Genomic DNA, 22,822 nt, shown 5'->3' on the forward strand with positions numbered 1-22,822 from the left:
CGGGCCTTGTCGCGTCGGCGCGCGGGTGCGGCGCGCCACGCGCTCGATCACTCTGGGTCTCCCAAGGCAACCGAGAGTGAGGTACGTGTATGCGTCGTCCGTCTGTCCGGGCGCTGACCCGGCCGCTGGTCCTGGCGGCTGCCGCGACCGCAATACCGCTGCTGTCCGCCGCTCCCGCGCCCGCCGACGTCGTCGTGGGCGGCTTCCCGGTCGACATCTCCCAGAGCCCGTGGACGGTGGCACTGTCCAGCCGTGACCGGTTCGGCGGTACGCGCGCGGGACAGTTCTGCGGGGGCGTGGCGATCGCACCCACGACCGTGCTCACCGCGGCGCACTGCATGGGCGAAGAGGTCCTGGGGACGCCACCGAACCGCGCACGGGACCTGAAGGTCATCACGGGCCGTACGGACCTGCTCGCGGAGCGGGGGCGGGAGATCGCGGTTCGCGACATACAGGTCAATCCGGGCTACGACAGCTCCACGAACGCGGGGGACTTCGCCCTGCTCACCCTCGCCGAGCCGCTGCCCGGAAGCACGGTCATCGCCATGGCGGCGGCCGGCGATCCGGCGTACCGGCCCGACACGGACGCCGTGGTCTACGGCTGGGGCGACGTCACGGGAGGCGGTGACTACGCGCGCACTCTGCACGCCGCACGCGTACGCGTACTGCCCGACGCACAGTGCGAGAAGGCCTACCCGGGCCGCCCCGAGGGCACCTACGTCGCCGGGAGCATGCTGTGCGCCGGAGAGCCCCAGGGCGGCCGGGACGCCTGCCAGGGAGACAGCGGCGGCCCTCTGGTGGCCCAGGGGAAGCTGATCGGGCTCGTGTCCTGGGGCAGCGGCTGCGGCCGGGCGGGCAGCCCGGGCGTCTACACGCGCGTGTCCGAGGTCGTACGGGCCCTGGGGGCGACCCCGGGAGCGAGCGGCGCCCCAAGAGCCGTGGAGAGCCGCTGACGGAGCGCTTGCGGGGGCTCCCGCACAAGCGCGGGCGGCGCGGCCCCTGAAATCAGGGGCCGCGCCGCCCGTCTGCCGGCCTGTGCCGGATGTCGGCTCGTCGTCAACGCGAAGTGTCAGCGCTCTTCGTCGACTGCGGACGCCTGAACGGAGGTCAGCCGCTCCGTCTCGTCCTGTATCTCGGCGGCGATCTTCTTGAGTTCCGGCTCGAACTTGCGACCGTGGTGGGCGCAGAAGAGCAGCTCTCCGCCGCTGAGCAGGACAACGCGTACGTAGGCCTGCGCGCCGCAACGGTCGCAGCGATCGGCGGCCGTCAGCGGGCTCGCGGGGGTCAGAACAGTAGTCACGTCGCCTCTTCTCTAGCTCGACGAGCTGTCGTACCAGGGTCAACATCCAACCAGCCCCGAACTGTTCCCGCCCGGGGCTTTTCCTCGAAAAAAATCTTTCGAGGCCGGCCGTCTGTTGCCGGTTGGCGGCGAATGTGCCGTATTACGTGTCTGTGTGTCTTACGGGTTCGCTCTGGCTGTCAACGTCAGTCCTCCCGGCTGGCTTGCCGGTTTGTTCATGAGGACGTGCCCGGAGCCTAAATGGTTCATGCCTCCAAGGGAACGTGATGTGTACTTCACCCCATCGAGGGATCGAACATGCATGCGACCCTGGACTAGGCTGTGATTCCCCACGAGGGTGGCGTTACAACGGCTCTACCAGGCATCGGTACCCTCTTGACGGCAACCAAGGCCGCGCCCTTACCCAAAAGGGCCCCATCTGAAATTCAGCGAGGAGCGAACCGCGTGACCGCCGAAACGTCCGTGTCGTCCACAGCGCTGCTGGCAGGAGCAGAGCGGGACGGTTCCAACTACACCGCGCGGCACCTGCTCGTCCTCGAGGGGCTCGAGGCCGTGCGCAAGCGTCCCGGTATGTACATCGGATCCACCGACAGCCGCGGTCTGATGCACTGCCTGTGGGAGATCATCGACAACTCCGTCGACGAGGCCCTCGGGGGCTACTGCGACCACATCGAGGTGATCCTCCACGACGACGGCTCGGTGGAGGTCCGGGACAACGGCCGGGGCATCCCGGTCGACGTCGAGCCCAAGACGGGCCTGTCCGGCGTCGAGGTCGTCATGACCAAGCTGCACGCCGGCGGCAAGTTCGGCGGCGGCTCGTACGCCGCCTCCGGCGGTCTGCACGGCGTGGGCGCCTCCGTGGTCAACGCGCTGTCGGCCCGCCTGGACGTCGAGGTCGACCGCGGCGGCCACACGCACGCGATCAGCTTCCGCCGCGGTGTGCCCGGCGCCTTCGCGGGCAACGGTCCGGACGCCAAGTTCGAGGCCGCCAGCGGCCTGCGCAAGGCCAAAAAGATCCCCAAGACCCGCAGCGGCACGCGCGTGCGGTATTGGGCCGACCGTCAGATCTTCCTCAAGGACGCCAAGCTCTCCCTGGACAACCTCCACCAGCGGGCCCGCCAGACGGCGTTCCTGGTGCCCGGCCTGACCATCGTCGTCCGTGACGAGTTGGGTCTCGGCGAGGGCGGCAGCAAGGGCGAGGAGTCCTTCCGTTTCGACGGCGGCATCAGCGAGTTCTGCGAGTACCTGGCGAGCGACAAGCCGGTCTGCGACGTCCTCCGCCTCTCCGGCCAGGGCACCTTCAGGGAGACGGTCCCGGTCCTGGACGAGCACGGCCAGATGACCCCCACCCAGGTCACCCGCGAGCTCGACGTCGACGTCGCCATGCGCTGGGGCACGGGCTACGACACGACCCTGAAGTCGTTCGTGAACATCATCGCCACCCCCAAGGGCGGCACCCATGTCGCGGGCTTCGAGACGGCCGTCACCAGCACCCTCAACGAGGTCCTGCGCGCCAAGAAGCTGCTGCGCGTGGCCGAGGACGACATCGTCAAGGACGACGCCCTGGAAGGGCTGACCGCCGTCGTCACGGTGCGGCTCGCCGAACCGCAGTTCGAGGGCCAGACCAAGGAGGTCCTCGGCACCTCGGCGGCCCGCCGGATCGTGAACAACGTGATCAACAAGGAACTCAAGGCGTTCCTGACCTCCACGAAGCGTGACGCCGCGGCCCAGGCCCGTGTCGTCATGGAGAAGGCCGTCGCCGCCGCCCGTACGCGCATCGCCGCCCGCCAGCACAAGGACGCCCAGCGCCGCAAGACGGCCCTGGAGTCCTCCTCGCTGCCGGCGAAGCTCGCCGACTGCCGCAGCGACGACGTGGACCGCAGCGAGCTCTTCATCGTCGAGGGCGACTCCGCGCTCGGCACCGCCAAGCTCGCCCGCAACTCCGAGTTCCAGGCGCTGCTGCCGATCCGCGGCAAGATCCTGAACGTCCAGAAGTCGTCCGTGACCGACATGCTCAAGAACGCCGAGTGCGGCGCGATCATCCAGGTCATAGGGGCCGGCTCCGGTCGTACCTTCGACATCGACGCGGCCCGTTACGGCAAGATCATCATGATGACCGACGCCGACGTCGACGGCTCGCACATCCGCACGCTGCTCCTGACCCTCTTCCACCGCTACATGCGGCCCATGGTCGAGGCGGGCCGGGTGTTCGCCGCGGTGCCGCCGCTGCACCGCATCGAGCTGGTCCAGCCGAAGAAGGGCCAGGACAAGTACGTCTACACCTACTCGGACCGGGAGCTTCGCGACAAGCTGCTCGAATTCGAGAGCAAGGGCGTCCGGTACAAGGACTCCATCCAGCGCTACAAGGGCCTCGGTGAGATGGACGCCGACCAGCTGGCCGAGACGACCATGGACCCCCGCCACCGCACCCTGCGCCGGATCAACCTCTCCGACCTGGACGCGGCCGAGACGGTCTTCGACCTGCTGATGGGCAACGACGTGGCGCCGCGCAAGGAGTTCATCTCCAGCTCCGCGGCGACGCTGGACCGCTCGCGCATCGACGCGTAGGCACACCTGCCCCTGGCCCCTGGCCCTTCCCCCTGTCCCTGCCTACGCCCGGTTTCGGGTGGTGGGCAGGGCTCTCCACCCGTGGGTGGAGTCCGCGGCACGGTGCCGATCCACCCACGATCCACCCCTGCTCCGATCTGCCGGCCTGCGGATTTCCGTAGCGTCGAAGGCGTCGACAGCACTCGCTGTCGCCTCTCCCTTCTTCGCTCACGGAGGCAAGAATGTCCGGGCTGATCAACGCGCTGGCGATCGCGGCTGTGGCGGTTCTGGTGATCGTCCGCCAGTTCCGCGCCCAGCCGATAGGCACCGGACGGCGCTGGTGGCTCGTTCCTGTGGTCCTCGCCTTCGTCGCCCTGCGCGAGCCCGGCATCGTCGACGCCCACCACCGCATCGCGTCCGTCGTCCTGCTCGGCGCGGAGCTGCTGATCGGCCTCGCCACCGGAGCCGGCTGGGCCTGGACCACCCGTATATGGGCGGAGCCGGACGGCACGGTGTGGAGCAAGAGCACCAAGGCGAGCTTGACCGTGTGGATCGTCGGCATAGCCTTGCGCGTCGGACTGTTCGCGCTCGGCACGGCAGTCGGTGTGCACCAGGACAGCTCCGCCCTGCTCCTCGCCCTCGCCGCCACGCTCCTGGTCCGTTCCGGAATCCTTCTGTGGCGGTCCCAGTCCGCCTCCCCGGCGCCCGCCGTGGCTCCGGCGTACGGTGACCACACGGTCCGGTCGGCCCCGAAGGAGCGTGTGTGACGGAGAACGCCTGGACACACTGGCCCTCCCGGGAGGCGCTGGGCCGCGAGGGAATCTCGCGGCCCCGGCGGCTGCTCGCCTGGCTCGTACGGCTGCTGGTGCTCGGCATGCTGCTGTGGGGCGCCTACGACAGCACCCACGTCCACGGCTGGGGCGCGGTCGGAGCCGTATCGGGCGTCCTCCTGGCCGGTGCCGTCGCCTGGGGGTTCTGGCGCACCACCCTCGCCCACCGGCTGCTGCCCTCCCTCACGCTCATGGCCGCCCTCATGGGGCTCGCCGTCGCGGGAGAGGCAGCCGGCTTCAGGACCGCGGCTCTCGTCCTGTGGTGCGGCTGTGCCGTCAGCGCCCTGGAGCGGCTGCCCCTGGCCGCCGCCGTGCCCGTGATGTCGGTCTCCCTCGCGGCCTACGCCGCCGTGAACAACGACGTGTGGTTGACCACCGCGGTGACGACGGCCGGGCTGGCACTGGCCGGATACACCCTGCGCCTCGACTCCGAGGCCCGGGGCAACGCTCAGCGGCTGCTCGCCCAGGAGCGCGCCGCGCGGGCCGCCGAGGCGGAATCGGCGGCGCTCGCGGAACGGGCGAGGATCGCACGCGAGATCCACGACGTGCTCGCCCACAGCCTCTCGGCGCAGCTCGTGCACCTGGAGGCGGCCAGGCTGCTCATCGAACGGGGAGCCGACCGGGAGAAGATCCTGGAGCGGGTGGTGGCGGCGCGCGGCATGGCCCGCGACGGGCTCGACGAGACCCGGCAGGCGCTGTCCGCGCTGCGCGGTGAGCTCACCCCGCTGGAGGACTTCCTGACGCAGCTCGTCGGTTCGTCGGCCGGTGCCGAGATCACCATTACGGGTGAGCACAGGCCGCTGCCCGCGGAGGCGTCGCAGGCCGTGCGCAGGGTCGCCCAGGAAGCCCTGACGAATGTGCGCAAACACGCGGCGGGGGCCAAGGTGCGCATACGGCTGGAGTACGACGCCCACCAAGTGACGCTGGACGTGCGGGATTCGGGCGGCCCGCCGGGCGACCTGACCGGGGCGGGCGCCGGGTACGGTCTGCTGGGCATGCGCGAGCGGGCCGAGCTGCTGGGCGGCTCGCTGGAGGCCGGGCCGGACGAGGAGGGGTTCGTGGTGACGCTGAAGGTGCCCGTATGACGGAAGGGGAGGAGGCGCGGACCAGGACCGCGCGGGTGGTGGTCGCGGACGACCAGACCGTGGTCCGTGAGGGCATCGTGATGTTGCTGGGCCTGCTGCCCGGCATCGAGGTCGTCGGTTCGGCGGGGGACGGGGAGGAAGCGGTGAAGCTCGTCGCCGAACTCGCCCCCGACGTGGTGCTGATGGATCTGCGCATGCCGCGGTGCGACGGCGTGGAGGCTACGCGCCGCATCCGCGAGGAGCACCCCGGTACGCAGGTCGTGGTGCTCACGACGTTCGCCGACGACGAGTCACTGTTCCCGGCCCTGCGCGCGGGAGCGCGGGGGTATCTCACCAAGGACGCGGGAGGCGACGAGATCGTACGGGCCGTGCACAGTGTCCTCTCCGGGGACGCGGGGCTGTCCCCGAGCATTCAACGGCGTCTGCTGGAGCGGCTGTCGGAGCCCGAGCCGCCTCGGGCGGCCCCCGCCGAGCCGCCGGACGGGCTGACCGCACGGGAGATCGAGGTGCTGGTGCTGATCTCGGAAGGGCTGAACAACACCCAGATCGGGCGCAGGTTGCATGTGTCCACGGCGACTGTGAAGACCCACATCAACAACATCTTCACCAAGACGGGCCTCAAGGACCGGGCGCAGGCGGTGCGTTACGCCTACGCGAAGGGAATCGCTCGCCCACCAGCGGATTGAGTCACCTGATGGGGTGAAGAGGACAGGGAAGAGAAGTCAGGGATCTTCCCGTTCTGTCCATCCTTGGGCATGCAGTCAAGCAACGGCCGCCCCCGCGGCAGTGGGGCCGGCGCCGAACGTTCCGCCGAACACCGCGCCGACCATGATCAGGCGCACGCCGCGGTGCCCGGGGGGATGAGTTACGACGATCCGTGGTACGATGTGCTCGCCTCCGGCTGGGGCGAGCCGGCCGGAGCCGGTGTACCCGCGGCCGAGCCCGCACGCCGGGCGGGGGAGGTGCGGGCGGCAGCGGCGGCCGACGTCTACCTCGAGGTGCAGCGCAGTGCCGCGTTCCAGGAAGTGCGCCGCCGCTACCGCAGGTTCGTGGTGCCGGGAGTCCTCGTCTTCCTCGCCTGGTACGTGACCTACGTCGTGACCGCCACGTCCGCGCCGGGGCTGATGGCGCGGCCGGTGGTGGGCGCCGTGAACGTCGCGATGCTCGCGGGACTCGGACAGTTCCTCACCACTTTCCTGCTCGCCTGGGCCTATGCACGGCATGCGCGGCTGCGCAGGGACCGGGCCGCGCTCGATCTGCGCTGGGACACCCAGGAGCTGACCCGCTCGGCCGAGGGCGGTGCCCTGTGACGGGCCATCACCAGACTTTGGCAATACTGCTGTTCAGCGGGTTCGTCGCCGTCACGCTGGGCATCACGACGTGGGTGAGCCGCAACCGCCGTGGCTCGGCGGAGGAGTTCTACGTCGGTGGGCGGCTGTTCTCCCCGATGGAGAATGGTTTTGCCATCGCCGGGGACTACATGTCGGCGGCGTCCTTCCTCGGCGTCACCGGGCTCATCGCGCTGTTCGGCTACGACGGGCTGCTGTATGCGGTCGGCTTCCTCGTGGCCTGGCTGCTGGTGCTGTTCCTCGTCGCCGAACTGGTCCGCAACTGCGGGCGGTTCACCCTCGCGGACGTGATCGTGGCACGGATGAGCGAGCGGCCGGTGCGGGTCGCGGCGGGAACGTCCTCGGTCACCGTGTCCGTTCTCTACCTGGTGGCCCAGATGGTGGGCGCGGGGAGCCTGGTGGCGCTGCTGCTCGGGGGGACGAGCCAGGCGGCACGGGTGTGGACCATCGTCGGCGTCGGGGCGCTCATGGTCATCTATGTGTCGATGGGCGGGATGCGGGCCACCACCTGGATCCAGATCGTGAAGGCGGTGATGCTGCTCGGCGGCACGGTCGCGCTGACCGTCCTCGTCCTGCTGCGGTTCCACGGAGATGTGGACAGGCTGCTGCTGACAGCGGCCGAGCGCAGCGGCCACGGTGACGCGTTCCTGGCTCCGGGTCTGAAGTACGGGGCGGACTGGACCGACCGCCTCGACTTCATCAGTCTCGGGCTCGCCTTGGTCCTCGGTACGGCGGGGCTGCCGCACATCCTCTCCCGCTTCTACACCGTGCCCACGGCGCGGGCGGCCAGGCGTTCGGTGCTCTGGTCGATCGGGCTCATCGGCGGTTTCTACCTGATGACGATCGTCCTGGGTTTCGGCGCGGCGGCGATCGTGGGGCCGGGGTCGATCCGTGGGTCGAACGCGGCCGGCAACACGGCGGTCCCGCTGCTCGCCCTCGATCTCGGCGGCGGTGCGGACTCGACCGGCGGAACGGTCTTGTTCGCGGTCGTCGGCGCCATCGCCTTCGCCACGATCCTCGCGGTGGTCGCCGGTATCACCCTCGCGTCCTCCGCGTCCGTGGCCCACGACCTCTACACGTCTCTGCGGCGCGGCCGGGGCGAGCCGCGCAGCGAGGTGGCGGTGGCACGCGTCGCCTCGGTCGGCATCGGCGTGCTCGCGATCGCTCTCGGCCTCCTCGCGCGTGACATGAACGTCGCCTTCCTGGTCGGCCTCGCCTTCGCGGTCGCCGCGTCCGCGAATCTGCCGGTGCTGCTGTACTCGCTGCTCTGGCGCGGCTTCACCACCCGGGGCGCGGTGTGGGCCGTGTACGGCGGCCTGATTCCCGCGCTGGCCCTCGTCGTGCTGTCACCGGTGGTCTCGGGCAGCCCGGACTCACTCTTCCCGGGCGCCGACTTCCAGTACTTCCCCCTCCAGAACCCCGGCATCGTGTCGATCCCGCTGGGCTTCCTCGCCGGCTGGCTCGGCACGGTCACCTCGGCCGAACTCCCCGACGAGGCCAAGCACGCGGAGACCGAGGTGCGCTCACTGACGGGGGCGGGGGCCGCCTAGCGACGGCGCTCCCGGCCTCGTACCACCCACGGCGCTCCCGGCCTCATACCGCCCACGGAGCTCCTGACGTCGTACCGCTCACGGCGCTACCGACGTCGTTCCGCCCACGATCGGGCCGCTAGGGCGCCACCCATGCGTACAGGTGTTCCGGGCGGCCCGTGTCGCCGTACTTGAGGGAGAGGCGCAGGCGGCCGGCCTGTTCGAGGTGGCGGAGGTAGCGCTGGGCGGTGGAGCGGCTCAGGCCGGTCTCGGCGGCGACCTCGTGGGCGGAGAGCGGGTGGTCGGCGTCGTGCAGGACGTGGCAGATCAGGTCGGTCGTCGGCTCCGACTGGCCACTGGGCAGCCCCGGTGAGGACGGCGCCGGTGCGGTGCGCAGGGCGCCGAAGATGCGGTCGACCTGCTCCTGGCCGGCGATGCCGTGGCCGCCGACGCGGTCGACCGTGCGGCGCAGGGCGGCGTAGGAGTCGAGGCGGGTCCGCAGGGCGGCGAAGGTGAACGGTTTCACCAGGTAGTGCAGGGCGCCCAGGCGCATCGCGGTCTGGACCGTCGTCACGTCGCCGGCCGCGGTGATCATGATGACGTCGGTGCCGTGGCCCTGTTCCCGCATGCGGTGGACGAGTTCGAGGCCGGTCTGGTCGGGCAGATAGTGGTCGAGCAGCACCAGGTCGACACCGCCGCGCTGCACGGTGGCCAGCGCCTGCGCAGCGCTGTGCGCGCGGGCGGCCACCCGGAAACCGGGAACCTTTCCCACGTACTTGGCGTTGATCTCGGCGACGCGGAAGTCGTCGTCCACGACCAGGACGTCAATCATCGGGCCTCTTTCTGTCAAGGCCTCGAGGGCATCGAGCCCACGTTCGGCTCCGTTGTTGTAGCGCGAGCAAAATGAGCACAACAGGCTGTTGCAAGCAAAAGAACGGCATGTGCTCACAAGGCTGCTGCTGTGTCCCGGACCACATCTACCGTCCCCGGCCATGAGCGCAGACACCAGCCCCGCCATCCGGCTGCGGGGCGCGAGCAAGATCTTCAGGACCCCGTCGGGGGGTCTGCACACGGCGGTGAGGGAACTCGATCTCACGGTCGGACGCGGCGAGTTCGTGGCCGTCGTGGGACCGACCGGATGCGGCAAGTCGACCACGCTGACCCTGGTCAGCGGGTTGGAGGAGCCCACCGAGGGCGAGGTCCTGGTCGCCGGGGAACCGGTGCGCGGCGTCGGCGACAAGGTCGGTTTCGTCTTCCAGCAGGACGCCACCTTCCCCTGGCGTACCGTCCTGTCGAACGTCATGGCCGGCCCCCGTTTCCGCGGTGTGCCCAAGGCGGAGGCCAAGCAGAGGGCGCGCGAGTGGCTGGCCAGGGTCGGACTCGCCGCGTTCGAGGACCGTTACCCGCACCAGCTCTCCGGTGGTCAGCGCAAGCGCGTCGCGCTCGCCGCGACCTTCGTCAACGACCCCGAGATCCTGCTGATGGACGAGCCCTTCTCGGCGCTCGACGTGCAGACCAGGGCCCTGATGTCGGACGAACTGCTGGAGCTGTGGGAGGGCACGGGCGCCTCCGTCGTCTTCGTCACCCACGACCTGGAGGAGTCCATCGCGCTGGCCGACAAGGTCGTCGTCATGACGGCCGGCCCCGCCACCGTGAAGCACGTCTTCGACATCGACCTGCCGCGGCCGCGCAAGGTCGAGTCGGTGCGCCTGGAGCCGCGGTTCATCGAGATCTACCGCGAGATCTGGGAGTCCCTCGGCGAAGAGGTCCGCATCACCCGCGAGAGGGGTGCCGCCGATGTCGCCTGAGGTTCTCAGCACGCCTGTCGTCGACACCGTCAAGGCCCCGGATCGCGCGCACTCACGCGCGCGTGCCGCCCGCAGACGTCGGATCGTCGTCCAGGCCACCCGCATCCTGCTCCTGGTCGCCGTCCTCGGTCTGTGGGAGGTGTTCTCCCGCGCGAAGGTCATCGATCCGTTCAACTTCTCGATGCCGTCGAAGATCTGGGACCAGATCTGGACCTGGCTCACGCACGGGACCGCGCTCGGTTCCCTGGGCGAGCAGATCTGGTACACGCTCTACGAGGCGCTGCTCGGCTGGGTGCTCGGCGTGGTCGCCGGTGTCGTCCTCGGTATCGCCCTCGGGCGGATCCGTTTCCTCGCCGATGTCCTTGGTCCGTACATCAAGGTGCTCAACTCGATGCCGAGGATCATCCTGGCCCCGATCTTCCTCATCTGGTTCGGCCTCGGCCCCGCGTCCAAGGTCGCCTCGGCGGTCGTCCTGGTCTTCTTCCCGGTGTTCTTCAACGCCTTCCAGGGCGCCCGCGAGGTCGACCGGAACCTGGTCGCCAACGCCCGCATCCTGGGCGCCGGCGACCGTCGGGTGACTCTTCAGGTCGTCATCCCGTCGGCCACCTCCTGGATCTTCACCAGCCTCCACGTCAGCTTCGGCTTCGCGCTCATCGGCGCCATCGTCGGCGAGTACATCGGTGCCACCAAGGGCATCGGCCTGCTCGTCTCGCAGTCCCAGAACACCTTCAACGCGGCCGGTGTGTACGCGGCCATGGTGATCCTCGCCGTCGTCGCACTGGCGGCCGAGGGACTGCTCACCTTCGTCGAGCGCCGCGTCTTCCGCTGGAAGCCGACGAACTCCTAGCCGCGACCGCCCTCTTGGGCGCCCCGGCCCCTTCGCCCCCCGCAGGCCCCTGACCGCTTCGCTCCCGCACCGCCATCCACAAGGACGTGAACCACCATGCGCAAGTCCGCCAGACTCACCGCCCTCGCCGCCGTCGGCGTCCTCGCCCTGTCCTCCCTCACCGCCTGCGCCAACGACGCGGCGAGCAGCACATCCGCCGACGCCGGCAGCAAGGGCGACGGCAAGGGGACGAAGGTCAAGATCATGGTCGGTGGCCTGGACAAGGTCATCTACCTGCCCGCGATGCTCACCCAGCGGCTCGGCTACTTCGACGCCGAGGGACTCGACGTGGAACTGCTGAGCGAGCCGGCCGGTGTGCAGGCCGAGACCGCGCTCGTCTCGGGGCAGGTCCAGGGAGCCGTCGGCTTCTACGACCACACGCTCGACCTGCAGACGAAGCAGAAGTACGTCGAATCCGTCGTGCAGTTCTCGCAGGCGCCCGGCGAGGTGGAGATCGTCTCGAACAAGGCCGCGGGCGACATCACCTCGCCCAAGGACTTCAAGGGCAAGAAGCTCGGCGTCACCGGACTCGGCTCCTCGACCGACTTCCTCACGAAGTACCTCGCGGTCAAGAACGGAGTGAAGGTCAGCGACTTCACGCCGGTCGCCGTCGGCGCCGGGCCGACCTTCATCGCGGCGCTGCAGAAGGGTGCCATCGACGGCGGTATGACGACCGACCCGACCGTCGCCAACATCCTGGACAAGAAGGCCGGCAAGGTCCTGCTGGACATGCGGACCCCGGAGGGGTCCCAGGAGGCGCTCGGCGGTCCGTACCCGTCGTCAAGCCTGTACATGCAGACGGACTGGGTCAACAGCCACAAGGACACCGTCCAGAAGTTGGTCAACGCATTCGTCAAGACGCTCAACTGGATGTCCACGCACAGTGCGTCCGAGATCGCCGCCAAGATGCCCGCCGACTACTCCCAGGGGAACAAGGCGCTCTACGCGCAGGCCGTCAAGAGCACCCTGCCCATGTTCACCAAGGACGGCGTGATGCCGGAGAACGGCCCCGAGACCGTCGAGAAGGTGCTCAAGGCGTTCAACCCGAACATCAAGAACGCCAAGGTCGATCTGAGCAAGACCTTCACCACCGAGTTCGTGGAGAAGGCCAAGGGCTGAATCCGTATGGGGGGAGGGGCACGGTCCCTTCCCCCGCCTCCAACCGGGCCGTGCCTCAGGCGCGGGTCGCCCACACGTAACGGTGTTCAGGGCGGCCCGCGTCGCCGTACTTCAGGGTCAGCCGGGCGCGCCCGGTGCGCTCCAGGAGCTTCAGGTAGCGCTGGGCGGTCTGGCGGCTGAGTCCCGTCCGGTCGGCCAGCTCCTGGGCCGACAGCGGCCCTTCGGCGTTCATCAGGGCCTGGCGCACCAGCTCGGCGGTGGTGGGGGAGTGCCCCTTGGGCAGCCCTGGGTCCGAGGGCGCCGACAGGACGCCGAAGATGCGGTCGACCTCCGCCTGTTCGGCCTCGCCGCCGCCGTCGAGCCTGCGCCGCAGCTCCGCGTACGCCTCCAGCTTGGCGCGCAGCCCCGCGAAGGCGAACGGCTTGACCAGGTACTGCAGCGCGCCGTGCCGCATCGCGGCCTGCACCGTCGCCACGTCCCGGGCCGCCGTCACCATGATCACGTCGGTCTGGTGGCCGCGTCGGCGCATCTCCTGGACGACCGCGAGGCCGGTCTCGTCGGGCAGATAGTGGTCCATGAGGACCAGGTCCAGCCGGGGCAGCGCCTCCAACTGCCGCAGAGCCTCGGCCGCGTTGTGCGCCTCACCGGCGACGTGGAAGCCGGGCACCTTCTCGACGTAGGCGGCGTTGACCTGGGCCACCCGGGTGTCGTCGTCCACGACCAGAACCTCGATCATCACGACTCCTCCTCGACGGTGACCGTGTGGTGGGCGGCGACGGTCGTCACCGGCTCCGGCTCGGGCTCGCCGAGGGCCTCCGGGAGGACGACGGTGAACTCCGCGCCGCCGCCATGTGCTTCGCCCACCGTGGCGCTGCCGCCCTGCCTCTCGGCGAGCCGGCGCACCATGGAGAGCCCGATGCCGCGTTCGCGGTGCGCGGGCGCCTCCTTCGTGGACCAGCCGTCGGTGAAGACCAGCTCGCGTTGTTCCGCCGGGATTCCGGGTCCCGTGTCGCGCACAGTCAGGACGACGGTACGGCCCTCCGTGCGCAACTCGACCTCCACGCGCGCGTGGAGCGTCCCCGCGACGGCGTCGAGCGCGTTGTCGACCAGGTTGCCGACGACCGTGACGAGCCCCCTCGGATCGACCAACCGGTCCGGCAGCCATGTCCGGTCCGAGATCCACAGCGCGACGCCCCGCTCGGCCGCCACGGTCGCCTTGCCGACGAGCAGCGCCGCGAGCAGCGGATCCTGGATCTTCTCCGTCACCTGCTCCGCGGTGGCCCGGTGGTCGCCGACCACCTCGCCGACGAAGTCCACGGCGTCGTCGTACATCTCCAGTTCGAGCAGGCCCAGGAGTGTGTGCATGCGGTTGGCGTGCTCGTGGTCCTGGGCGCGCAGCGCGTCGATCAGGCCGCGGGTCGAGTCGAGCTCCCGGCCGAGTTGCTCCAGTTCGGTGCGGTCGCGCAGGGTGGCCACGGCGCCGTCGTCGTCGGTGGGCATGCGGTTGGCGACCAGGACACGCTGGCCGCGGACGGTGAGCAGGTCGGTGCCGGTCACCCGCCCGGCCAGGATGTCGGCCGTCCGTCCTTCGCCGAGAGCCTCGTCCGGGGAACGGCCGACGGCCTCCTCGTCGATGCTCAGCAAACGGTGCGCCTCGTCGTTGAGGAGGCGTATGCGGCCGCTGCGGTCCAGGGCGACCACACCCTCCCGGATGCCGTGCAGCATCGCCTCACGCTCCGCCAGCAGCGCCGAGATGTCGGAGAAGGCCAGGTCGCGGGTCTGCCGCTGGACCCGTCGGGAGACGAGCCAGGCGGCCAGCGCTCCGACGGCCAGCGCGCCGCCCGCGTAGGCGAGCAGCCCCGGGATCGCGCTGAGCAGCCGGGCCCGCACGCTGTCGTACGCGATACCGACCGAGACGGCGCCGATGATGCGGTGGTCGGCGTCGTAGAGCGGCACCTTGCCACGCGCCGAGCGCCCCAGCGTGCCCCGGTCTATTTCCATGACCTCCTTGCCCGCCAGAGCCTCCTTGGGGCTCGTCGAGACCTCGTGGCCGATCTCCGAAGCCGTCGGATGCGACCAGCGCACCCAGTCGGTGTTGAGCACGACGATGTACTCGGCGTTCGTGGCCAGCCGGATCCGCTCGGCCTCCCTCTGCACCGGACCGTTCCTGCTCGGCGCGGTGGTGAGCACACCCTCGGCGATCTGCGGGTCCTGCGCCGTCGTCTCGGCGATGGCCAGGGCCCTGCGCATCGCCTCCTGGTCCAGCTGCTTGCTGAGCGGCGCGAGGAACAGGCCGGTCGCGAGCACCGCGACCCCCGCGGCGATCGCCACCTGCATCAGCAGGACCTGCGAGAACATCCGCTTCGGCATGCCGAGGCGCAGGCGGCGAGCGGGGGGAGTGGGTCTCATACCCATGACGGTACGTGGGAGGGCGGGAGCCGCCGTAGGGGGTGTGGTGTGCGTCTCGTGATCAACACGGGATGATCAACGTTGAGCCGGGCAGGTCGATGCCTCGACCATCTGATCAACTCGCGAGAGCCGTCGCCATCAGCTCGCGCACCTCGACGACGTCCATGCGTGCGGGCGACCCCAGGATCGACGTTCCGCAGCTCTCCGGGCGGGGCGGCGCCGCGGCGCCCTGGGCCACGACGACGCGCCAGCGGCGTCCGTCGCCGTGAGCGACGGTCACCTCCCAGCGCGGGGCCGCACCGCGCGTCGCCACGACGGCCAGGGCGTCCGCCGCGTACTCGCCCACCGCGGTGCGCACGGCCAGCTCAGCCGCCTGACCGGGCCGCTCCCAGGCGGAGCTCCCGCGGCAGCCCTCGACGACGACGCGCCCTTGCCGGACGCTGTGCAGGACGTGCCGGACGGCTTGGGCCTCGGCGCGGCCGTACGCGTACCCGTAGGGCAGGACGAGCAGCGTCGGCGAGAAGCGATGACCACCCAGATGAGTGACCTCCCAGACGCCCTCGACGCCCGAGGCGGCCAGTTCGGCGGCGAGGGGACGGCCGAGCAGCGCGCAGCAGCGGTCGCGCTTGCCGTTGGTGCAGACGAGAGCGAGCGGGTCGCCGGTGTACGGTCGCGCGCCGAGAACCGCGTCGAAGGTGCGGTGCTCGCCCCTGCCGAGCGCCGCGAAGTCGAGGTCGAGCAGGTCGTTCGGCTCGCGGATCGTGGCGGAGTGCACCCAGCCCCGGCCGGGCAGGGTGTGCGCCGCGTAGACCTGCCGTGCCGCGGGCGTCCCGCTGTCCGCATGACGCCCGGGGCGGCGGATCAGCGCGATACGTACGCCCGTGCCCTTGACGGCCGCCTCCAGGGCGCGGCCGAGCGCCGGGTCGAGGTGGCTCGACGTGAGCGCCTTGGCGCCCCAAGGGCCCGGCTGCTCCAGCAGCAGCCAGGTCCGGGCGGTGGCCGCGGTTCCCGCGAGGGGCTCGTCGAGCTCCTGGGAAGCGGTTGAGCACGTACGCACAGAGGTGAGCCTAACCTGACTTGGCTCGGGGTGGCTTCCCGAGGGGCCGGTGTCTCACGCAGGGCGGGCGCCGAGGACGGCCAGCGCGGCCGTGGCGCAGACGAGCATGGTGGCGCCCATGGACACGGCCGTGACCTGGCCCGGCAGGCTCATGGCGGAAGCGGCGAGGCCGCCGACGAGGAACTGGAGCAGCCCCTGCAGGGAGGAGGCGGCTCCGGCGGCGGAACCGTGGCCGCCCAGGGCCAGGGATGTGGCGTTGGCCAGCACGATGCCGAGCACGGACACCACCAGGAAGAGGCACGCAAGCAGCAGCGGCAGTGGGAGGCGCAGCGCGGCGCAGGCCAGCACGCCCGCGGAGCCGAGGGTCGCCACGGTCAGGCTGACGCGCAGCAGGGTGTGCTCCTCGGTGACGCGGCCGACGAGCATGCTCCCGACCTGACCGAGCAGCACGATGCCCAGACCGTTGAGGCCGAAGACGAGACCGAACTGCTGGGCCGTCAGCCCGTAGGCGTCCTGCAGGACGAACGACGATCCGGAGATGTAGGCGAACACGGCGGCGAACATCAGCGCCGCGGCGAGCACGTACCGCATGTACTGAAGGTCGGTGGCCAGCGTCCGGAAGGTCCGCAGCGTGGCGCACAGATGGGCCGGCGCCCGGTGCGCGTCCGGCAGCGACTCGGGAAGCGCGAAGACGACCGCGAGCAGGAGGACGGCGCCGACGGCGGCGAGCACCAGGAACACCGCGCGCCAGGTGGCGAGCGTCAGGAGCTGGCCGCCGATGACGGGTGCCACGACCGGGGCGACGCCGTTGACGACCATGAGGGTGGAGAAGAACCGGGTCATGGCGGTGCCGGAGAACAGGTCCCGCACGATGGCCCGGGCCAGGACCGTACCCGCCGCAGCGCCGATCGACTGCAGGATCCGGCCGGCGATCAGCCAGCCGACGGAGGGCGCCAGCGCGCACCACAGCGATCCCGCCAGGTACAGCGCCATACCGGCCAGCAGTGGGCGGCGCCTCCCCCACGCGTCCGACAGCGGACCGACGATCACCTGGAAGAGGGCCAGGCCGACGACGAACGCCGTGAGGGTCATCTGGACCAGCGGTGCGCTGGTGTGCAGTTGGTCGGCCATGCGGGGCATGGCGGGCAGGTACATGTCGATCGTGAGAGCACCGAAGGCGCTCAACGAGCCGAGGATCAGCGCCAGTCGCGCGCGCCGTGGCGGATCCGCCACCGGCTCGAAAACGCCGGAGTCCTCCGCCGCGGTGACCGTCAACCGGTCCCCTTCATTGATTATGGACATATAATTATGATGGCATAACTCAGTAGGATGGCACCATGCCCCGCGACACAGAAAACGCCAACGGCGCGGACGTCGGCGGTCCGCTCGCCGACCTCGCCGACCTGATCCTCAACGTCGGCCGGCTGGTGCGCGCCCGGACTCCGGAAGGGCCGAACGTGGTGCCGCTGACCGAGACCGAGCGGCAGGTGATGCGCGTCGTCGACCTGTACCCCGGGGCCGCGCCCAGCGAGATCGCCCGCCGCACCCGGCTGCAGCGCACCAACGTCAGTACGGCGCTGCGCAGCCTCGAGGGCAAGGGGATGGTGTCCCGCGCCGCCACCGAGGGCCGCGGCGTCGCCGTGCGCGCGACCGAGCGCGCGGCTGCCAACCTCCGGGTGCTGCACGCCGCCTGGGCACAGGAACTCGCCGCCATCCTGGGCGACGACCTCGACACGGTCAGGCAGTGCACCCAACTGCTCAGCCGCCTGGAACAACGGCTGACCGCCGACGACCAGACCTGACCATCGAGCCCCCGGCGCCGAGCGGAGCCGGGGCACGGTGCGTCATCCGTCTCCGACGACTGCGAACCTCATGCCGAGGTGATCATTACTCCGGGAGGGGCTGGGGCGGCTTCGGGCCGACGTAGTGCCCGCTCGGGCGCATGCGCAACGGGCGCTCCCCGTACTCCTCCAGGGCGTGGGCGATCCAGCCCGCCGTACGGGCCACGGCGAAGATGGTCTCGCCGGCGGTGGCGGGCATGCCGCAGGAGGCCGTCAGTACGGCGAGGGCCAGGTCGACGTTGGCGTGCAGCGGGGTGTGACGGGCGGTGGTGGCGACGATGTCGTTGGCTGCGGCGAGCGCGGGGGCGGCGTTCGGGATCTCCTCCAGGAGGCCGAACAGGACACGCGCGCGGGGGTCCTCGCCGGTGTAGAGGCGGTGGCCGAGGCCGGGGATGCGGCGGCCGGCCCGCAGTTGCTCGGCGATCACCGGACCCGCGTCGCCCTCGTCGAGCACGTCCATCAGCAGCCGGTGCGCCAGCCCGCTGGACGCTCCGTGCAGAGGGCCCTCCAGCACGCCCAGCCCCGCGGAGACGGCCGCGTAGGCGTGCGCGCGGGCCGAGGCGGCGACACGGACGGCGAGGGTCGAGGCGGCGAGGTCGTGGTCGACGAGGAGGGCGAGCGCGGTGTCGAGAGCGCGCAGCGAGGCTTCGTCCGCGTCCCGGCCGCTGAGCCGTGACCACAGGCGCTGGGCCAGCGGGCCCTCGTCGCGGCGGTAGGTCCCACGCTGCGGCAGGGCGGCGACCAGGGTGGGGATCAGGGTGCGCGCGGTGCCGAGCACGGCTTCCTCGGACAGGTCGAAACGCAACGGGTCCGCCGTGCCGGCGGCGATCGCGGCGACCCTCAACCGGTCCGTGGGGCTGGTGTGTTCGGGCAGGCCGTCGACGGCGCGGCGAGCCACGACGACGGCGGCCTCGGGCGCGGTGAAGGTCGTTCCCGTTCGCATGCTGCCGGTCCACAGCCACTCCGCGACCTCTTCGTAGGAGTGACGCGTGGCGAGTTCGGTAGCGTTCACGCCTCTGAAGTAGTAGCGGTCCTCCTCGATGAGCGTGATGCGGGTCCGGACGGACAGCTCGCCGCCGGAGCCCGGATTCCCGCTGCTCTCCCGCCTGTTGCGCCGGGCGAGTGCCTCCACTTCCCGGGCGTCGAAGGTGCTGCCCCGGCCGCCCGGCGCGCGTCGGCTGCTGAGCTGGCCGCGGCTCACGTACGCGTACACGGTCTCGGGCTTCACGCCGAGAACTTCGGCGGCTTCCTTGGTGGTCAGGCGCCGTTCCGTGGAGGCGGGGGAGGGGTCTTGATCGCGCATGGGGTCACCGTATCCGCCTAGCGACACATGGATGAGTGGAGTTGATTCAATCAATATTGACAGCAATATAATCAAGCATGGACAGTTGAATCAAGTCCATGGAGGTAATCATGTCCGTCAACAGGCCAGTAGCCGCACCCATCGAGGTACCGCGGGGACTCGCCGGTGTCGTCGTCACCGACACCTCGATCGGAGACGTACGAGGGCTCGAGGGCTTCTATCACTACCGGCAGTACTCGGCCGTGGAACTCGCCCGGACTCGCGGCTTCGAGGACGTCTGGCACCTCATGGTCCACGGGGAACTACCGGACGCGGCGCGGCGGGCGGACTTCGTCGGCGAGACGGCGGCCCTGCGACGGCTGCCCGACGAGGTACGGGCGGTGCTGCCCGCGATCGCGGCGGCGAGCGGTGCCTCGGGGCCGGTGGCCGGCATGCGCACCGCGCTCTCGTTGCTCGGCGCGGCCAAGGGCTTCCGGCCGGTGTACGACGTCGGCGCGGACGAACGACGCCGGGACACCCTCGTCGCGGCCGCCGCCGTACCGACTCTCCTCGCCGCACTGCACCGGCTGGGGCGGGGCCTCGAACCGGTGGAACCGCGCGAAGACCTTCCGTACGCGGCCAACTACCTCTACATGGTCACGGGTTCGGAACCGGAACCGCGCCGGGCCCGGGCGATCGAGCAATACTTGATCTCAACCATTGATCACGGATTCAATGCGTCAACCTTCACGGCGCGCGTCATCGCATCGACCGGAGCCGATGTGGCCGCATGTCTGGTCGGGGCGGTGGGGGCGCTGTCCGGGCCTCTGCACGGCGGTGCGCCCAGCCGGGCCCTGGACACCCTGGACGCCATCGGCAGCCCTGACCGCATCGACCCCTGGATCCGCGCACGCGTCCTGGCCGGCGACCGCGTCATGGGCTTCGGCCACGCGATCTACCGCACGGAGGACCCCCGTTCCCGCATGCTCCGGGAGGTCGCCCAGAGCTTCGGCGGCCCGCGGGTCGAGTTCGCCGTGGAGGTCGAGCGGCAGGTGGAGGCGATCCTGGCGGAACTGAAACCCGGTCGCGAACTCCACACGAACGTCGAGTTCTATGCGGGCGTGGTCATGGAACTGTGCGGCCTGCCCCGCGAGATGTTCACCCCGACCTTCGCGGCAGCGCGGGTGGTCGGCTGGAGCGCCAACATCCTGGAACAGGCGGAGGACCGGAAGATCATCAGGCCGGTGGCGCGGTATGTGGGGCCGGGGGCGCCGGTGGCGGTGCCGAAGGCGGCGTGAGGAACGCGTGCGGCCTGGTGCCGTTCTGACGCCAGGCCTCATCGGTGGTGATCGAGCAGGAACGGGGTGCCGGTTGCTCATCGAAAGATGCCCGGCTGGACCGTAGTTGTGCGGGGCCGGGGTGCGGGACGGGACGGGGCTGGGGGTGCTCAGGCGTCGGGGATGTCCGCCTTGGCCCGGATCAGTGTCTCCCGACTCACGACGACAATGCGTTCGTAGTCGGCTCGGGAGGCATCCGCGGGCAGTTCCCGCTCCAGCGCCTCGGTGGCCTCAGTGCCGATGACGGCGAAGTTGCCGTCGCTCAACTCGAAAACGTCCGGGCAGTTCGCTCCTGAGGCACTGCCACGGGCACTTGGAGGCACACCAATGCGGCGCACGATTTTCAACGGTACCGGTCCTTACAGGATGTGGGCAGAGTGCTGTGGAGCAGGCTACTGGGGTTGCTGATGCACGTGCGTCTGCATCCACAAAAGTCACTCGAACCGCCCTGGTGGAAGACCCTGCGTTGACCGGTGCCCCCTTCAGACGGTCAGTCGGTGGGCGGGTTGCCCACCACCCACCACGCGTCGACGTCCGACTCCTCGATCTCCTTGACGAGAGCGTCGACCATCCGTCCGAGCCTGGCTTCGTCGGACGACGACTTCAAAGTCGCGCGCTGCCCCTTGGAGGCCTCCCAGTACTCGCGCATCAGGGGGTTCTGGAAGAGCTCGCGCGCGTGCCCGTAGAACTCCTTCTGGTCAAGGATTCCCGCCCGATAGAGGTGGTAGAGGTTGATGTACCAGGCATTGGCATAGAAGTACTGGCGCCGCTTGGCTTCGGGGATGTTCGCGTCGTAAGTGTCGATGACGGCGGCAAGGGAGGGATCGTCGATCGCCCTGGACAGGAGCTCCCAATGCATGCGCTGCTGGTGTGCCAAGGCCCTGCGGCGGGCGGCCAGTTCCTCGAGTTCCAGTCGTTTCAACTGAAGTTGCTCTGTTTCGAGTCGCCGTCGGCCTGCGGCCAGGGTCAACCCGGCGGTGGCGAGCAGGCCGACCGTGGCGAAGCCGAGCCTCCCTGTTGCAGTTTTCCGTGCGGACATCTCAACCCCCGATTCAGGCGGCCGTTCCGCCGGTCGTCGGGGTGCGGGTCGACTGGTGGGGACCGGCGAGCGGTGGGCGGCGCTTGCCGTCTCCCAGGGTGCCGAGCGGGCTCTGATCGGCAGGGAGGCGGAGAGGAGGCGCAAGGAAGGAAGCGAGGGTCGCACACTCCGGCGCCTTGCCAGACGTCTGCCCCGCCGACGCTGCTAACAATCGTTCACTTCGCGGTGATTATTCCGGCTCGTATCCTGGTCCGGCAGTCACAGCTCGTACGTGTGCCGAGATCACGCTCCGGCGCACAGCAGCGCGAAAGAGGTCGCACGTTGAGTCAGCCGAGCTCTGGCATCCGGCAGATCCCGGTCGTCGGTCTCGCCGGATTCCTGGGAGCCGGCAAGACCACCCTCCTCAACCACCTCCTGCACCGCAGCGGCGGCAGCCGTATCGGCGCTCTCGTCAACGACTTCGGCGCCATCGAGATCGACGCGATGGCCGTCGCCGGTGCGCTCGGCGACTCCACCGTCTCCCTCGGCAACGGGTGCCTCTGCTGCGCCGTCGACGTCGGCGAGCTGGACGGTTACCTGGCGAAGCTCGCCGCCCCCTCCACCGGCATCGACGTCATCGTCATCGAGGCCAGCGGGCTGGCCGAGCCGCAGGAGCTGGTGCGGATGGTGCTCGCCAGCGAGCACCCGGACATCGTCTACGGCGGTCTCGTCGAGGTCGTCGACGCCACAGAGTTCGACGACACCCGGGCCAGGCACCCCGAGATCGACCGGCATCTCGCCCTCGCCGACCTCGTCGTCGTCAACAAGCTCGACCGCGCCGCGGACGGCGACCGGGTCCTCGGACTGGTGCGGTCCCTCGTCGACCGCGCCGCCGTCGTGCCCGCCTCCTACGGCCGTATCGACCCCGAGTTCCTCTTCGACTGCAGGCCCGCCGAGGAACGCATCGGACAGCTCTCCTTCGACGACCTGCACGACCACCAGCACGACCACCGACGGGACGACCACGGCACGCACCTGCACGCCGCCTACGACAGCCTCGCCTTCAGCTCCGAAGTGCCCATGGACCCGCGGCTGTTGATGCAGTTCCTCGACAGCAGACCCGAAGGGCTCTACCGCATCAAGGGCTACGTCGACTTCGGCGCGCACGACGTCCGCAACCGGTACGCCGTGCACGCCGTGGGGCGTTTCCTGCGCTTCTACCCCGAGCCGTGGCAGCCCGGGAATCCCCGCCTCACCCAGCTCGTCCTCATCGGCTCGGGCATCGACGCGCCCGCCCTCGGCAAGGAGCTGAAGGCGTGCGAGAGCGACGCCCCGCACACCGCCGACGAGCACGGCATGTGGGGCGTCCTGCGCTACGTACAGGATCCGGAGGGCGAGTTCGCGGACCCGCCGGTCTAGGGCGTG

At 70.1% G+C, this 22,822-nt stretch carries 22 protein-coding genes; 13 read left to right on the forward strand and 9 right to left on the reverse strand.

Annotated elements, in window-relative coordinates:
- The first annotated feature begins 89 nt into the window (after positions 1–89).
- Positions 90–953: a serine protease gene (locus LN251_RS23205; RefSeq protein ID WP_458246058.1), complete on the forward strand. Its 864-nt coding sequence runs from the start codon at positions 90–92 to the stop codon at positions 951–953.
- A gap of 116 nt (positions 954–1,069) precedes the next feature.
- Here LN251_RS23205 and LN251_RS23210 read toward each other — a convergent pair whose 3' ends face one another.
- Positions 1,070–1,300, reverse strand: a complete 231-nt coding sequence (locus LN251_RS23210) for a DUF7455 domain-containing protein (protein WP_458246059.1) — start codon at positions 1,298–1,300, stop codon at positions 1,070–1,072.
- A 444-nt stretch (positions 1,301–1,744) separates the two neighbouring features.
- On the opposite strand from LN251_RS23210, the gene LN251_RS23215 reads away from it, so the two are divergent.
- From LN251_RS23215 to LN251_RS23240, 6 genes are all read left to right on the forward strand, one after another.
- Positions 1,745–3,868: a DNA gyrase/topoisomerase IV subunit B gene (locus LN251_RS23215; protein ID WP_458246060.1), complete on the forward strand. Its 2,124-nt coding sequence runs from the start codon at positions 1,745–1,747 to the stop codon at positions 3,866–3,868.
- A 221-nt stretch (positions 3,869–4,089) separates the two neighbouring features.
- The gene (locus tag LN251_RS23220) at positions 4,090–4,614 is read left to right on the forward strand and encodes a DUF1453 domain-containing protein (RefSeq protein WP_458246061.1); all 525 of its coding nucleotides are present in this window, start codon (positions 4,090–4,092) and stop codon (positions 4,612–4,614) included.
- On the forward strand, positions 4,611–5,762 hold the full coding sequence (locus LN251_RS23225) for a sensor histidine kinase (protein ID WP_458246062.1): 1,152 nt from the start codon (positions 4,611–4,613) through the stop codon (positions 5,760–5,762). The genes LN251_RS23220 and LN251_RS23225 overlap by 4 nt, the downstream gene beginning before the upstream one ends.
- Complete coding sequence (locus LN251_RS23230) at positions 5,759–6,448, forward strand: response regulator transcription factor (protein ID WP_458246063.1); 690 nt, start codon at positions 5,759–5,761, stop codon at positions 6,446–6,448. Before LN251_RS23225 ends, LN251_RS23230 begins: the two co-directional genes overlap by 4 nt.
- A gap of 69 nt (positions 6,449–6,517) precedes the next feature.
- On the forward strand, positions 6,518–7,072 hold the full coding sequence (locus tag LN251_RS23235) for a DUF485 domain-containing protein (protein WP_458246064.1): 555 nt from the start codon (positions 6,518–6,520) through the stop codon (positions 7,070–7,072).
- Complete coding sequence (locus tag LN251_RS23240) at positions 7,069–8,661, forward strand: solute symporter family protein (RefSeq protein WP_458246065.1); 1,593 nt, start codon at positions 7,069–7,071, stop codon at positions 8,659–8,661. The genes LN251_RS23235 and LN251_RS23240 overlap by 4 nt, the downstream gene beginning before the upstream one ends.
- 118 nt (positions 8,662–8,779) lie before the next feature.
- Here LN251_RS23240 and LN251_RS23245 read toward each other — a convergent pair whose 3' ends face one another.
- The gene (locus LN251_RS23245) at positions 8,780–9,472 is read right to left on the reverse strand and encodes a response regulator (protein ID WP_458246066.1); all 693 of its coding nucleotides are present in this window, start codon (positions 9,470–9,472) and stop codon (positions 8,780–8,782) included.
- A gap of 160 nt (positions 9,473–9,632) precedes the next feature.
- On the opposite strand from LN251_RS23245, the gene LN251_RS23250 reads away from it, so the two are divergent.
- From LN251_RS23250 to LN251_RS23260, 3 genes are all read left to right on the forward strand, one after another.
- Complete coding sequence (locus tag LN251_RS23250) at positions 9,633–10,448, forward strand: ABC transporter ATP-binding protein (RefSeq protein ID WP_458246067.1); 816 nt, start codon at positions 9,633–9,635, stop codon at positions 10,446–10,448.
- Complete coding sequence (locus LN251_RS23255; RefSeq protein ID WP_458246068.1) at positions 10,438–11,295, forward strand: ABC transporter permease; 858 nt, start codon at positions 10,438–10,440, stop codon at positions 11,293–11,295. Before LN251_RS23250 ends, LN251_RS23255 begins: the two co-directional genes overlap by 11 nt.
- 96 nt (positions 11,296–11,391) lie before the next feature.
- Positions 11,392–12,453 carry an ABC transporter substrate-binding protein gene (locus LN251_RS23260; protein WP_458246069.1) on the forward strand — a complete coding sequence of 354 codons (1,062 nt, stop codon included), beginning with the start codon at positions 11,392–11,394 and terminating at the stop codon, positions 12,451–12,453.
- A gap of 55 nt (positions 12,454–12,508) precedes the next feature.
- Here LN251_RS23260 and LN251_RS23265 read toward each other — a convergent pair whose 3' ends face one another.
- From LN251_RS23265 to LN251_RS23280, 4 genes are all read right to left on the reverse strand, one after another.
- Complete coding sequence (locus LN251_RS23265; RefSeq protein WP_383674955.1) at positions 12,509–13,189, reverse strand: response regulator; 681 nt, start codon at positions 13,187–13,189, stop codon at positions 12,509–12,511.
- Positions 13,189–14,862: an ATP-binding protein gene (locus tag LN251_RS23270; RefSeq protein ID WP_458246070.1), complete on the reverse strand. Its 1,674-nt coding sequence runs from the start codon at positions 14,860–14,862 to the stop codon at positions 13,189–13,191. The genes LN251_RS23265 and LN251_RS23270 overlap by 1 nt, the downstream gene beginning before the upstream one ends.
- Before the next feature lie 115 nt (positions 14,863–14,977).
- The gene (locus tag LN251_RS23275) at positions 14,978–15,919 is read right to left on the reverse strand and encodes a sucrase ferredoxin (protein ID WP_458246071.1); all 942 of its coding nucleotides are present in this window, start codon (positions 15,917–15,919) and stop codon (positions 14,978–14,980) included.
- Positions 15,920–15,973: 54 nt separating this feature from the next.
- Positions 15,974–17,221, reverse strand: a complete 1,248-nt coding sequence (locus tag LN251_RS23280) for a multidrug effflux MFS transporter (RefSeq protein WP_458246072.1) — start codon at positions 17,219–17,221, stop codon at positions 15,974–15,976.
- 35 nt (positions 17,222–17,256) lie between these two features.
- Between LN251_RS23280 and LN251_RS23285 the strand changes: the two genes are divergently transcribed.
- Complete coding sequence (locus LN251_RS23285; RefSeq protein ID WP_458246073.1) at positions 17,257–17,721, forward strand: MarR family winged helix-turn-helix transcriptional regulator; 465 nt, start codon at positions 17,257–17,259, stop codon at positions 17,719–17,721.
- An 85-nt stretch (positions 17,722–17,806) separates the two neighbouring features.
- On the opposite strand, the gene LN251_RS23290 is transcribed toward LN251_RS23285, so the two are convergent.
- Complete coding sequence (locus LN251_RS23290) at positions 17,807–19,063, reverse strand: citrate/2-methylcitrate synthase (protein WP_458246074.1); 1,257 nt, start codon at positions 19,061–19,063, stop codon at positions 17,807–17,809.
- Positions 19,064–19,173: 110 nt separating this feature from the next.
- Here LN251_RS23290 and LN251_RS23295 point away from each other — a divergent pair, with 110 nt between their 5' ends.
- On the forward strand, positions 19,174–20,340 hold the full coding sequence (locus tag LN251_RS23295) for a citrate synthase/methylcitrate synthase (RefSeq protein WP_458246075.1): 1,167 nt from the start codon (positions 19,174–19,176) through the stop codon (positions 20,338–20,340).
- A gap of 149 nt (positions 20,341–20,489) precedes the next feature.
- Here the strand turns inward: LN251_RS23295 and LN251_RS23300 are convergent, their stop codons facing one another.
- Positions 20,490–20,726, reverse strand: coding sequence for a hypothetical protein (locus LN251_RS23300; RefSeq protein ID WP_107416069.1), 237 nt, complete (start codon positions 20,724–20,726; stop codon positions 20,490–20,492).
- Positions 20,727–20,869: 143 nt separating this feature from the next.
- Positions 20,870–21,418 carry a DUF6082 family protein gene (locus LN251_RS23305; RefSeq protein WP_458246076.1) on the reverse strand — a complete coding sequence of 183 codons (549 nt, stop codon included), beginning with the start codon at positions 21,416–21,418 and terminating at the stop codon, positions 20,870–20,872.
- Positions 21,419–21,739: 321 nt separating this feature from the next.
- Here LN251_RS23305 and LN251_RS23310 point away from each other — a divergent pair, with 321 nt between their 5' ends.
- Positions 21,740–22,816 (forward strand): CobW family GTP-binding protein, encoded by a 1,077-nt coding sequence (locus LN251_RS23310; protein WP_458246077.1) that lies wholly within the window; start codon positions 21,740–21,742, stop codon positions 22,814–22,816.
- The last annotated feature ends 6 nt before the right edge of the window (positions 22,817–22,822 follow it).

This window comes from Streptomyces sp. MAI_2237 (genome assembly GCF_054189285.1).